Source organism: Rahnella sp. CFA14(1/10) (assembly GCF_004195095.1).
GTDB classification, from domain to species: domain Bacteria; phylum Pseudomonadota; class Gammaproteobacteria; order Enterobacterales; family Enterobacteriaceae; genus Rahnella; species Rahnella perminowiae.
Genome location: NZ_SEWS01000014.1, coordinates 1 through 12,291, shown reverse-complemented (window position 1 = coordinate 12,291; position 12,291 = coordinate 1). Strand labels below are relative to the sequence as shown.

At 50.6% G+C, this 12,291-nt stretch carries 10 protein-coding genes and 1 riboswitch; of the genes, 7 read left to right on the top strand and 3 right to left on the bottom strand.

Going from position 1 to position 12,291, the window contains the following annotated elements; translation table 11 throughout:
• Positions 1-96: 96 nt before the first annotated feature.
• Positions 97-858 carry a glutathione peroxidase gene (locus EVX52_RS22700; RefSeq protein WP_129955332.1) on the bottom strand — a complete coding sequence of 254 codons (762 nt, stop codon included), beginning with the start codon at positions 856-858 and terminating at the stop codon, positions 97-99.
• A gap of 160 nt (positions 859-1,018) precedes the next feature.
• Here EVX52_RS22700 and oxyR point away from each other — a divergent pair, with 160 nt between their 5' ends.
• Positions 1,019-1,942: a DNA-binding transcriptional regulator OxyR gene (gene oxyR, locus EVX52_RS22695; RefSeq protein ID WP_129955334.1), complete on the top strand. Its 924-nt coding sequence runs from the start codon at positions 1,019-1,021 to the stop codon at positions 1,940-1,942.
• Here the strand turns inward: oxyR and sthA are convergent.
• Entirely contained in the window at positions 1,925-3,325 is a 1,401-nt protein-coding gene (gene sthA / locus EVX52_RS22690) for a Si-specific NAD(P)(+) transhydrogenase (protein WP_015699169.1), read from the bottom strand. The two genes, oxyR and sthA, sit on opposite strands and share 18 nt — an antisense overlap.
• Positions 3,326-3,537: 212 nt before the next feature.
• Between sthA and fabR the strand changes: the two genes are divergently transcribed.
• From fabR to EVX52_RS22670, 4 genes are all read left to right on the top strand, one after another.
• Positions 3,538-4,173 carry an HTH-type transcriptional repressor FabR gene (gene fabR, locus EVX52_RS22685; RefSeq protein WP_165383770.1) on the top strand — a complete coding sequence of 212 codons (636 nt, stop codon included), beginning with the start codon at positions 3,538-3,540 and terminating at the stop codon, positions 4,171-4,173.
• 20 nt (positions 4,174-4,193) lie between these two features.
• A complete protein-coding gene (locus EVX52_RS22680) occupies positions 4,194-4,553 on the top strand; it encodes a YijD family membrane protein (RefSeq protein WP_129955338.1) in 360 nt (119 codons plus the stop codon).
• 274 nt (positions 4,554-4,827) lie between these two features.
• The gene (locus tag EVX52_RS22675; RefSeq protein ID WP_129955340.1) at positions 4,828-6,414 is read left to right on the top strand and encodes an MFS transporter; all 1,587 of its coding nucleotides are present in this window, start codon (positions 4,828-4,830) and stop codon (positions 6,412-6,414) included.
• 24 nt (positions 6,415-6,438) lie between these two features.
• Positions 6,439-7,578: a glycoside hydrolase family 105 protein gene (locus tag EVX52_RS22670; RefSeq protein WP_129955342.1), complete on the top strand. Its 1,140-nt coding sequence runs from the start codon at positions 6,439-6,441 to the stop codon at positions 7,576-7,578.
• A gap of 65 nt (positions 7,579-7,643) precedes the next feature.
• Here EVX52_RS22670 and trmA read toward each other — a convergent pair whose 3' ends face one another.
• Positions 7,644-8,744, bottom strand: coding sequence for a tRNA (uridine(54)-C5)-methyltransferase TrmA (trmA, locus tag EVX52_RS22665; protein WP_129992179.1), 1,101 nt, complete (start codon positions 8,742-8,744; stop codon positions 7,644-7,646).
• A 141-nt stretch (positions 8,745-8,885) separates the two neighbouring features.
• Positions 8,886-9,159, top strand: a riboswitch (cobalamin riboswitch).
• 70 nt (positions 9,160-9,229) lie between these two features.
• Here trmA and btuB point away from each other — a divergent pair.
• Positions 9,230-11,107 carry a TonB-dependent vitamin B12 receptor BtuB gene (btuB, locus tag EVX52_RS22660; protein ID WP_129992178.1) on the top strand — a complete coding sequence of 626 codons (1,878 nt, stop codon included), beginning with the start codon at positions 9,230-9,232 and terminating at the stop codon, positions 11,105-11,107.
• Entirely contained in the window at positions 11,052-11,933 is an 882-nt protein-coding gene (murI, locus tag EVX52_RS22655; protein ID WP_129955347.1) for a glutamate racemase, read from the top strand. Before btuB ends, murI begins: the two co-directional genes overlap by 56 nt.
• Positions 11,934-12,291 lie beyond the last annotated feature (358 nt).

Genomic DNA, 12,291 nt, shown 5'->3' with positions numbered 1-12,291 from the left:
TAGATCCGCCGAAAATTCACGTAGTCTTACTTTGCTTTTTTGTCGGTAATGCAGGGATTTCTTGCCTTACTTCTTACAGCAGATCCTTATTGACGCTTACTGTGCCACTTCGCACACGTCTTGTGTTTCTGAATGGAGGTAAACCTCCAGATCGTCACTTCCCCCGATGTGGCGTCCACCGATAAAGACTTGCGGCACTGTTGCCCGGCCCGTCACGGCGCGCAGGCTGACGGTGGTCGCGTCTTTACCTAATACAATTTCTTCATACTGAATGCCGCGTTCCTGCAACATTTGTTTGGCTTTCGCACAGAACGGACAGCCCGGTTTGGTGAATACGGACACGGATTCCTGCACTTTAAATTCTGGTGCCAGATACTTGAGCATGGTGTCAGCATCAGACACTTCAAACGGGTCGCCTGGCTTATTTGGCTCAACGAACATTTTCTCGACGACACCGTTGCGTACCAGCATGGAATAACGCCATGAACGCGGGCCGAAGCCTAAATCCGCTTTCTCTACCAGCATGTCCATCCCTTTGGTGAATTCACCGTTACCGTCCGGGATGAAAGTGATGTTGGAGGCGTTCTGTTCGGCTTTCCAGGCGTTCATCACGAAGGTGTCATTCACGGAAACGCACAGGATGCTGTCGACGCCGTGGTTTTTAAACACCGGAGCCAGTTCGTTGTAACGTGGCAGGTGACTCGAAGAACAGGTCGGGGTGAATGCACCCGGCAATGAAAATACGATCACTGTTTTATTTTTAAACAGATTGTCGCTGGAGAGATCTACCCATTGATCGCCCTGTCGGGTGTGAAAAGTAACGTGCGGTACGTGTCTACCTTCCTGGCTTGCAAACATGAATAACCTCTTAATTAATCAATAAAATAGAAAGTTTTTTCGGCATTTCTGCCTTGTTGGAAAGCATTATTCACGATAGTAGTTGATAGATATAATCGTTGATTGCTATCTTATCTATCGTTAACGACTATCGCATTGCCTTTTAGGGACTGGAGGAAAAATGAACATTCGTGATCTAGAGTATCTGGTGGCACTGGCTGAGTTTCGTCATTTTCGACGCGCAGCAGATTCATGCCATGTCAGCCAGCCGACATTAAGTGGTCAGATACGTAAACTGGAAGATGAACTTGGCGTTATGTTGCTTGAAAGAACCAGCCGCAAAGTGCTGTTTACGCAAGCCGGTTTGTTGCTGGTGGATCAGGCGCGCACGGTGTTGCGTGAAGTGAAAGTTCTGAAAGAGATGGCGAGCCAACAAGGCGAAGCGATGTCCGGCCCGATGCATATCGGCCTGATCCCGACAGTCGGGCCTTATCTGCTGCCTCAGATTATCCCCTCGCTGCATAAAACCTTCCCGAAACTGGAAATGTATCTGCATGAGGCGCAAACCCATCAGTTACTGTCTCAGCTTGACAGTGGAAAACTCGACTGTGCGATTCTGGCGCTGGTAAAAGAGAGCGAAGCGTTTATTGAAGTGCCGTTGTTTGATGAGCCGATGAGGCTGGCGATCTACGATGATCATCCGTGGGCATCGCGCGATCGTGTGGCGATGGCCGATCTGGCGGGTGAAAAATTACTGATGCTGGAAGACGGGCATTGCCTGCGTGATCAGGCACTCGGTTTCTGCTTCCAGGCGGGGGCGGATGAAGATACCCATTTCCGGGCAACCAGTCTGGAAACGCTGCGTAATATGGTGGCGGCGGGCAGCGGGATTACCTTGCTGCCATCCCTGGCTGTGCCCAATGAGCGCAGCCGTGACGGAGTGACGTATCTGACGTGTGACAAACCGGAACCGCGACGCACAATCGCGCTGGTATATCGTCCCGGTTCGCCACTGCGCGGGCGTTACGAGCAACTTGCGGAAGCCATCAAAGAGCACATGCAGCCTTACATGGACCGAACTGCGGTGTTAAAAAAGGCGGTTTAATCCGTTCAGTGCCGCAACGCGATAGGCTTCTGCCATGGTCGGATAGTTGAAGGTGGTATTAACGAAATACTCGATAGTATTACCTTCACCTTTCTGTTCCATAATCGCCTGGCCGATGTGAATAATCTCGGCCGCACGTTCACCAAAGCAGTGAATCCCCAGAATTTCTTTGGTATCCCGGTGGAACAGGAGCTTCAGGCTGCCCACGTTCATACCCGCAATTTGTGCGCGTGCCAGATGTTTAAACTGTGCGCGGCCCACTTCGTATGGCACTTTCATCGCCGTCAGTTCCTGCTCGGTTTTACCCACGGAACTGATTTCAGGGATGGTATAAATACCGGTCGGAATGTTTTCGATAAGGTGGACTTTCGCTTCGCCCTGAATCATGGCCTGCGCGGCAATCCGGCCCTGATCATAAGCCGCTGATGCCAGACTTGGATAGCCAATGACGTCACCTACCGCATAAATATGTGACAGCGCAGTCTGATACATGCTGTTCACTTTCAGCAGCCCGCGGCTGTCAGCTTCCAGACCAATATTCTCCAGACCCAGTTTATCGGTGTTACCCGTGCGTCCGTTGGCATACAGCAGCGCATCAGCCTTCACTTTTTTACCGGATTTGAGGTGCATGATCACACCGTCTTCCACGCCTTCGATCATCTCGAACTCTTCGTTGTGGCGGATGACCACACCGTTATTCCAGAAGTGATAGGACAGCGCATCTGACATTTCCTGATCGAGGAAAGACAGCAGGCGGTCACGGGTATTGATTAAGTCTACTTTGACGTTCAGACCGCGGAAGATTGACGCATATTCGCAGCCGATCACCCCCGCGCCGTAAATAATCACGTGGCGTGGTTCATGGCTCAGTTCGAGGATCAAATCGCTGTCGTAAATGCGCGGATGACCAAAATCGACATTGGCAGGCCGGTACGGGCGCGAGCCGCAGGCAATCACAATGTTATCTGCGGTAATCACTTCGTGTGTGTTATCGGCGTAGCGGATACTGATGGTATTGGCATCCACAAAACTGGCATCACCCGAGAACAGCTGGCATTGGTTTCTCTCATAGAAACCCTGGCGCATACGTGTTTGCTGATTAATCACTGAATCGGCGTGACGCAGGATGTCCGGGAAAGTGGAGCTCATTGTGCGGGAGTTATCGCTGTAGAGCGGGTTTTGGTTAAATTCGATGATTCTGCTGACGGCGTGGCGCAATGCTTTGGAAGGGATGGTTCCCCAGTGAGTACATCCGCCACCGACATTGTTATAGCGTTCGATGACAGCAACCCGGGCGCCTTGTTTAACCAGTCCCATGGCAGCGCCTTCTCCGCCAGGACCTGAGCCAATGATGATGGCATCAAAATGTGAGTGCTGTGGCATAGTTCGAAACCTATTTTTATACAAAATCACAACGAGAAAGTAACATATTACACCTATTTACCCCACATGCAGTTGTCATTTAATGGTAATGCAGCAACATTCTGACCCACTTTATGCTGTTGTATCTTTGGCTCCGACCACTAAAAATTTTGATATAGTGAAGCGATATCAGGCGAATAATCAAAAAGAAGAATACTATCCGGATGAAGGTTATGGGCGTAAGAGCACAACAAAAAGAGCGCACGCGTCGTTCACTGATTGAGGCGGCTTTCAGCCAGCTCAGTGCCGAGCGCAGCTTTGCGAGTCTGAGTCTGCGTGAGGTTTCCCGCGAGGCAGGCATCGCGCCAACCTCCTTTTACCGGCATTTTCGCGATGTGGATGAACTGGGCCTGACAATGGTTGATGAAAGCGGGCTGATGCTGCGTCAGCTGATGCGCCAGGCACGCCAGCGCATTGCGAAAGGTGGCAGCGTGATCCGCACCTCAGTCTCCACATTTATGGAATTCATCGGTAACAATCCCAACGCATTTCGTCTGTTGTTGCGTGAACGCTCCGGTACGTCATCGGCGTTTCGTGCCGCCGTCGCCCGCGAAATTCAGCATTTTATTGCGGAACTTGCCGATTATCTGCAACTCGAAAATCATATGCCGCGCAGTTTTACCGAAGCGCAGGCTGAGGCGATGGTTATCATCGTTTTTAACGCCGGTGCGGAAGCGCTGGATGTGGATATTGCACAGCGCCGCCAGCTGGAAGAGCGGCTGGTATTGCAGCTGCGGATGATTTCCAAAGGCGCATATTACTGGTATCGCCGTCAGCAGGAACGGACGGCCGTGACTCCCCCTCAATAATATGACCAGAGGTAAAGAAAATGACCGAACAACCGAACCAGGATAATGGCACTCTGGTTTTGGCTTTGATTGCCGGGCTGTCGATTAATGGCACTTTCGATGCGTTATTCAGTTCTGTCGTAACGTTTTCGATCTTCCCGATCATTTCTCTGGTGTTAGCGGTGTATTGCCTGCACGTTCGTTACCACCGCAGTGAAATGCCGAAAGGGTTACCGGTTTTAGCCGCGGCTTGCTTTCTGCTGGGGCTGTTGCTGTACAGCACCATTGTGCGCGCGGAATACCCTGAACTGGGCTCGAACTTCGTGCCGTCGGTGATTTGTGTGGCGCTGATCTTCTGGATAGGTCTGAAGCTTAAAAAACGTAAGTCTTCCTCGCAGTAGTCCCTTTCTGATAACCCAACGAGGCAATCTGCGGATTGCCTTTTATTATTTCCCGCCAGTTAATGAACTGTCATTTCATTAATATCAAACCGATGTTCAATATTTAGAGATTGATCGCCCACTTCTTCATTTTTTTGCCATAAAGTTCGCTTGAGTGGCAAAAACCAAAAGGTTTTCATTCCTGCTCCCCGTTAATTTGAATCATGGCCGGACGAAATATTTTCGTTCGCATTCCGCCTACGCCTATAGGTGATTTAACAGAGGCAACACGGCAATGAAAACACGTAAAATCGGATTCTTTAATTACATCGCCTACGGGTCAGGCGATTTTCTGGGGGCGGGGACGACAGCCCTGACCGCAGCGTGGCTGCTCTATTTTTACACCACGTTCTGCGGGCTCTCGCCCATCGAAGCGACATTTATTTTTGCCACCGCACGCGTCGCTGATGCTGTGCTGAGTCCGCTGATGGGGTATCTCACCGATAACTTCGGCAATACCTGGCTCGGTAAGCGATTTGGTCGCCGCAAATTCTTCATCCTGTTAGGCATTCCCTGCGTGTTCAGCTACAGCTTCATGTGGGTGGGCGATATGGGATATGCCTATTATCTGCTGACCTATCTGCTGTTTGATATTGTTTACACGATGATTCTGGTGCCGTATGAAACATTGGTGCCGGAAATGACCGATGATTTCAAACAGAAAACTAAATTCTCCGGCGCCCGTATTGCTTTGGCACAGTTGTCAGCGATTCTGGCGGCCTTCCTGCCGGGTATTCTGTTGCAGCATTTTGGTAAAGATAACGCCATCTCCTTCTTCTATTCGAGCCTGGTCTTTGCCGTAATCTGCGCATTCGTTCTGACGCTGGTGTATTTCTTTACCTGGGAAAGACCGGAAGAGCTCAAATCTGAAGCCACGAAGAAAATTGAGCGCGAACGTCAGCAACTGACCCTGGCGCAAAGCCTGAAACGCCTGAAAGTCGAATTATCCTCGACGCTTCGCATCAAAATTTTCCGTCAGCATCTGGGGTTATATCTGGGCGGGTATATCGCGCAGGACGTGTTTAACGCCGTGTTCACCTATTACGTGGTGTTCGTGCTGATGCAAAGTGCTGCCACGGCCTCCAACCTTATGGGCATGATGGCCATCCTGCAATTTGTGGCGGTGATCGGCATGATCCCACTGTGTATCCGCTTTGGCCCTGCGCCTTCTTATCGTCTGGCTGTTTCTCTGTTCGGGCTGGCCGCTATCTCTTACGGCTTACTCTATTACGCAGGCATGAATGACTCGATGTCATTATTGTTGTTAATTTCCGCGCTGGCCGGTCTGGGCCGTGGGGGGATCAACTACGTGCCGTGGAACATTTACACCTATATCGCTGACGTTGATGAAACTATCACCGGCCAGCGCCGCGAAGGGATTTTCGCCGGCGTGATGACACTGACCCGTAAGGCGTCACAGGCCGGTGCGGTGATGCTGGTGGGTATTATCTTACAACTGGCCGGGTTTGTTTCCGGACAAAGCCAGCAGGTTCCGGCAGTCGGTCATACTATCCTTGGCGTGTTGGTGGTGGGTTCCCTGCTGATGCTCAGTATCGGTTTCACCATCTCTCTGTTCTTCCGTCTTAACCAGAAAACACACGGCGTGCTGACCCGCGAAACGCAGAAAATGCGTGATGCTAACCGTATCGTGCCGGAGCAAATTACGCCGGAAGACCGCGCTACGGTCGAAATGCTGACGGGGATGAAATATGAATCGCTGTGGGGTAATAACAACATCGGTTATCTGCATCGCAATAACCCGCCCCCTGAAAAGCTTACCCGTGAAAATACTGCCGAAATGCCGGTCCAGGGACGTTTATAAATTTTGAGTTCACAGGAGAACCCCATGAAAGTTTTTGAAGTTAAACACAGTGCTTTGCTGCGGCAGCCGGAACATTTCATTTCTCGCGGGGAATTGAAATCGCTGATCCACAACGTGACCAACAATCTGGTGAATATCGAAGATAAAACCGGTGAGTTCCTGCTGCGGTTGGACGATGGCCGCGTGATTGATACCAAAGGCTGGGCGGGCTGGGAATGGACGCACGGCATCGGGCTTTATGGAATTTATCAGTATTATCAACAGACCGGCGACGAAAAAATGCGTGCGGTGATAGATGACTGGTTTACTGCGCGTCTGGCGGAAGGTACACCGACCAAGAACGTTAATACCATGAGCCCGTTCCTGACGCTGGCGTATCGCTACGAGGAAACCGGTAATGCGGCATGGCGTCCTTATCTGGAGCGCTGGGCTGAATGGGTAATGTACGAAATGCCGCGCACAGACAAAGGTGCGATGCAGCACATTGTTTATAATAACGAAAATCATCAGCAAATGTGGGACGACACGCTGATGATGAGCGTGCTGCCGCTGGCGAAAATCGGTACATTGCTGGGTCGCCCGGAGTTTGTCGAAGAAGCGACGTATCAGTTCCTGATGCACGTGCAATATCTCATGGATCGCGAGACTGGTCTGTGGTTCCACGGCTGGACATTTGACGGCCATCATAACTTTGCTCAGGCCCGCTGGGCGCGGGGTAACAGCTGGCTGACGATTGCTATCCCGGAATTTCTTGAACTGGTGGATTTGCCGGAAAACAACGCCACCCGCCGCTATTTATTGCAGGTGCTGGAAAGTCAGGTCAGTGCGCTGGCAAAATGTCAGGACGATAGCGGTTTGTGGCATACGCTGCTTGATGACCCGCAGTCTTATCTTGAAAGCTCAGCGACTGCCGGTTTCGCCTACGGCATTCTGAAAGCCGTGCGTAAACGCTACATTGACGCGTCATATGCGCCGGTAGCGGAAAAAGCCATTCAGGGCGTAATTAAGCACATCAATCCCGCAGGGGAACTGACGCAAACGTCATTCGGTACGGCGATGGGTAACGATCTCGATTTTTATCGTGAAATCGCGCTGACCTCAATGCCTTACGGGCAGGCGATGGCTATCCTGTGTCTGTCAGAATATATGCGTGTTTATTTATAATATTGTGGATAACGGAATGATATAAAAACGGGCACTCAGAAGGTGCCCGTTTTTTGTATTCGCCGTCAGAATTTTTCCAGCAGAACACCCGATTCCATATGGTGGGTGTACGGGAACTGATCAAACAACGCCAGACGCGTGACGCGGTGCGTTTTGCTCAGCGTTTCCAGATTTGCACACAGTGTTTCCGGATTGCAGGAGATATAAAGAATACGTTCGTAGCCCGCGACCATTTTCACGGTTTCGTCATCCAGTCCGCTGCGTGGCGGATCGACAAAAATCGTGTTGCATTCATATCCGCTTAAATCCACCTCCTGCAGACGACGGAATTCGCGCACCCCATTGAGCGCCTGGGTAAAATCTTCAGCCGCCATGCGGATAATTTGCACATTATCAATCTGGTTAGCTGCAATGTTGAATTGTGCCGCAGCCACGGAAGGCTTGGCGATTTCTGTTGCCAGCACGCGGCGGAAGTTACGCGCCAGAGCCAGCGAGAAGTTGCCATTACCGCAGTAAAGCTCAAGCAAATCGCCGGTCGAGTTTTCCGTGGCCTTCAGCGCCCATTCCAGCATCTGAATATTCATCTCAGCGTTTGGCTGGGTGAAACTGTTTTCCACCTGACGATAAATCATATCGCGGCCAGCCACCGGAAGGACCTCGTCGACATAATCCTGGTCGAGCATGATTTTGGTTTTGGCGGCACGGCCAATCAGATGGATATCAAATCCCTCGGCGCGCAGGTGGTCGCGCAGAGTACTTGCAGCCTGCTGCCATTCGTCATCAAGCTTACGGTGGTAAAGCAGCGAGGCGATGATTTTGCCGCTGCGGGTCGATAAATAGTCGATCTGAAAAATCTTGCGGCGCAATGCCGGATCCTGCCTGATGGCCGCGATAAGCACTGGCATCAGACGGTTAATCAATTTGCTGGCGATCGGGAACTGATCCACACGCACGCGGGCTTTGGTCTGCTGATTGAACATGATGTGGTACAAATCGCCTTCATCATGCCAGACGCGGAACTCGGCGCGCATACGGTAATGGCTGACAGGAGAACGGAAAACGTCAGGCTGCGGCGCATTAAAAGGCGACATCATCGCCGTGAGACGTGCGGTCTTTTCCGCCAGCTGGTCGTCGTATTGTTCAATGGGCAGGTTTTCAGGCGTCATCGGTTATCTCGTCTAACAGGAAGTAAATGGGCAAACTTTGCGGGGGATTGTAGGGAAAGTCTCCCCTATGTCTACCTTTGTTGTATTTATATCAGGAAAGTTCATCCGACATTACGGATGTCTGGATTTCCAAATGGGTTGATCGTAGGATTGCGTTTCGGCCTCATTGACTGAGTTAAAAGGGAATCCGGTGTGAATCCGGAACTGGCGCGCAGCGGTATGGGGAAATCACGGCGATAGCATTCTTTATTATGCAGACACTGTTTCTTTTTTCTCTTTCCCTTTTTATATAAAGGCAAGAGGGAAGAGGAAATGGGAAGTCATCGCCCGGTGCGGATATTTTAATTGATTACGATGTAATTAATTAGCCTGCAAATCCTAAGTCCGAAGACCTGCCGATGTTACGTCGCATTAATCATCGTCGTCGCGAAATACCGTCGGTGATCCTCTGCGGCATCCGCCAATTAAGTTTGGATGCTCGATTTATGACAATTAAAAAGCATGTGCTGCTGACGGCATTATCCGTCACGGCTTTTTCAGGGTGGGCGCAGGACAACACTTCCACAAACAGCAGCGATGACATGGTCGTTACTGCCAACCGTTTTCCACAACCTGTTTCTTCTGTATTAGCGCCGACGGATATCGTCACGCGTGAAGATATTGACAGATGGCAGTCCAAATCCGTAGCTGATGTATTGCGTCGTTTACCAGGCGTGGATATTGCTCAGAACGGCGGAATGGGCCAGCAGACTTCATTATTCGTTCGCGGAACGAATGCCAGTCACACATTAGTGCTGATGGATGGCGTGCGTCTTAACCAGGCGGGTATTTCCGGCGCGGTGGATATCAGTCAGATCCCTATTTCTCTTGTTCAGCGGATTGAGTTTATTCGTGGCCCACGCTCCGCAGTTTATGGTTCCGATGCCATTGGTGGCGTGGTTAACATCATTACCACGCGCGATAAATTAGGCACGACTTTGACAGCCGGTATCGGCTCAAATGGCTATCAGACTTATGATGGCTCAACGCAGCAGAAACTCGGTGAGAATACGGTTCTGACGCTGGCGGGGAACTATACCTATACAAAAGGGACCGATGTGGTGGCGAATCTGCCGGATACTTACGGTGATCCGCGTCAGCCCGATCGTGATGGCTTCATGAGTAAGACACTCTGGGCAGGTCTTGAGCATCAGTTCAATGATCAGTTCAGCGGTTTTGCCCGCGCATACGGTTTTGATAACCGCACGGCCTATGACGGAACATACAGTTACGCAGACCCGGCACACAGTGATGCGTTGCCTGACACGCGCCAGTTATACAGCCGGACTTACGATACCGGGTTGCGCTTCCAGCAAGGGATCTATTCGACGCAAATCAGCGGAAGCTACAGCAATACTAAAGACTATAATTATGACCCGAAATACGGTCCGTATTCCGCTTCTGCAACGCTGGACGATTCGGATCAATACAACCTGCAATGGGGGAATACTTTCCAGGTAGGGCAGGGGACCCTCAGCGCTGGCGCTGACTGGCAGAAACTCAGCACTCAGCCAGGCACCAATTATATTACCGATGGCTACACCCAACGAAACACGGGTGTATACGCGACAGCTCAGCAAAAAGTGAGCGATTTCACTTTTGAAGGCGCAGTGCGTAATGACGATAACTCACAGTTTGGTTCACATGGTACCTGGCAAAGTAGTGCTGCCTGGGAGTTTATTGACGGCTATCGTTTGATTGCGTCTTACGGGACAGCCTTTAAAGCGCCCAATCTGGGGCAGCTATATGGCAGTTTTGGCGGTAATGCCGATCTTAAGCCTGAAGAAAGTAAAGAATGGGAAGGTGGGCTGGAAGGCCTGACCGGGCCATTAAACTGGCGTTTGTCCGCTTATCGTAATGACATCGATCAGATGATCAGTTACGACAATCAGCAATCCGGTTATTACAATGTCGATAAGGCAACAATCAAGGGGGTTGAATGGACCGGATCTTTCGATACTGGCCCGTTGAGGCATCAGGTCACACTGGAATATTTAGATCCCCGCAATGCTGAAACCAACGAGATTTTATTACGCCGCGCTAAACAGCAGGCGAAATATCAGCTCGACTGGACAGTCGCTGATTTTGACTGGTCGCTCAATTATCAGTATTTGGGTGAACGATACGATAAGAATTACAACACCAGTGAAAATGTACGTCTGGGAGGCGTGAGTCTTTGGGATCTTGCGGTGTCATATCCGGTAACGTCACATCTCACGGTTCGTGGTAGAATTGCCAACCTCTTTGATAAAGATTACGAGACGGTTTATGGCTACGAAACACCAGGACGTGAGTACAACCTTACTGGAAGCTATACCTTCTGATACAACCCAAGTGCCTGATCGCCCGACAGTGCTGGTTTTCGATTCCGGCGTCGGCGGGTTATCGGTTTATGATGAGGTCCGGCAAATGTTGCCGGACCTGCACTATATATATGCCTTCGATAATGTGGCGTTCCCCTACGGGGAGAAATCCGAAGCGTTTATCGTTGAGCGTGTGGTTGAAATTGTCAGCGCTGTCGCAAAACGTCATCCCCTCTCTGTTATTGTCATCGCCTGTAATACCGCGAGTACCGTTTCCCTTCCTGCATTACGCGCTAAATTCAGTTGCCCTGTTGTCGGGGTTGTCCCCGCCATCAAACCTGCGGCTAAATTAACCCGTAATGGCGTGGTCGGATTGCTGGCGACTCGTGCGACAGTTCAGCGTCCTTATACTCATGACCTGGTTGCTCGCTTTGCGACGGATTGTCAGATTCTGATGCTGGGTTCTGCGGAACTGGTGGAACTGGCAGAAGCGAAGCTGCATGGCGAAGAGGTTTCGTTAGTCGCAATAAAGAAAATCCTGCATCCGTGGCTGCGTTTACGTGAACCGCCCGACACGGTGGTGTTAGGTTGCACCCATTTCCCGTTGCTTTCGCAGGAGCTGTCACAGGTTTTGCCCGATGGCACGCGTATGATCGACTCGGGTTCTGCGATTGCGAGGCGCGCGCATTGGCTAATTGAGACTTCTCATGTGCCGGTCCCGGTAAAAAAAGCCGATGTGGAAATAGAGTGTGTCGCTTATTGCATGGCGATGACTGCAGAAGCGCAAAGTTTGCTGCCTGTTTTACAAGCATATGGCTTCAGAAGTATCCAGGAATTGCCGCTTTAAACGGCATTTGATGAAAGATTCAGCGGTCAGTAAATTATTTGTATTTTAGGGGTTGCGGGCTTCTGAGAACTCCCTATAATGCGCCTCCACTGACCGGGAACAACGACTGACAAGTCGCCTGGCTAGGAAGAGAAAAAGAAGAATGTTCGAATGAATAATCTCTTGACTCTTCAGCGGGAAAACGTAATATACGCCTCCCGCGCCGCATAAGATTCCTTGCGAACCGCGGCATGCTCTTTAACAATTTATCAGACAATCTGTGTGGGCACTCACAAGACGATATCAGCCACTTCGGTGGCAAAAAATATCAAGTCTTAGAGTGACCAAGCAGTAATTCATTTAGTTGAATTATTACGAA

What these genes read in the sequence shown, in the direction of transcription:
- EVX52_RS22700 (WP_129955332.1), bottom strand. Translation starts at nt 858, where the DNA reads ATGTTTGCAAGCCAGGAAGGTAGACACGTACCGCACGTTACTTTTCAC.
- oxyR (WP_129955334.1), top strand. Translation starts at nt 1,019, where the DNA reads ATGAACATTCGTGATCTAGAGTATCTGGTGGCACTGGCTGAGTTTCGT.
- sthA (WP_015699169.1), bottom strand. Translation starts at nt 3,325, where the DNA reads ATGCCACAGCACTCACATTTTGATGCCATCATCATTGGCTCAGGTCCT.
- fabR (WP_165383770.1), top strand. Translation starts at nt 3,538, where the DNA reads ATGGGCGTAAGAGCACAACAAAAAGAGCGCACGCGTCGTTCACTGATT.
- EVX52_RS22680 (WP_129955338.1), top strand. Translation starts at nt 4,194, where the DNA reads ATGACCGAACAACCGAACCAGGATAATGGCACTCTGGTTTTGGCTTTG.
- EVX52_RS22675 (WP_129955340.1), top strand. Translation starts at nt 4,828, where the DNA reads ATGAAAACACGTAAAATCGGATTCTTTAATTACATCGCCTACGGGTCA.
- EVX52_RS22670 (WP_129955342.1), top strand. Translation starts at nt 6,439, where the DNA reads ATGAAAGTTTTTGAAGTTAAACACAGTGCTTTGCTGCGGCAGCCGGAA.
- trmA (WP_129992179.1), bottom strand. Translation starts at nt 8,744, where the DNA reads ATGACGCCTGAAAACCTGCCCATTGAACAATACGACGACCAGCTGGCG.
- btuB (WP_129992178.1), top strand. Translation starts at nt 9,230, where the DNA reads ATGACAATTAAAAAGCATGTGCTGCTGACGGCATTATCCGTCACGGCT.
- murI (WP_129955347.1), top strand. Translation starts at nt 11,052, where the DNA reads ATGGCTACGAAACACCAGGACGTGAGTACAACCTTACTGGAAGCTATA.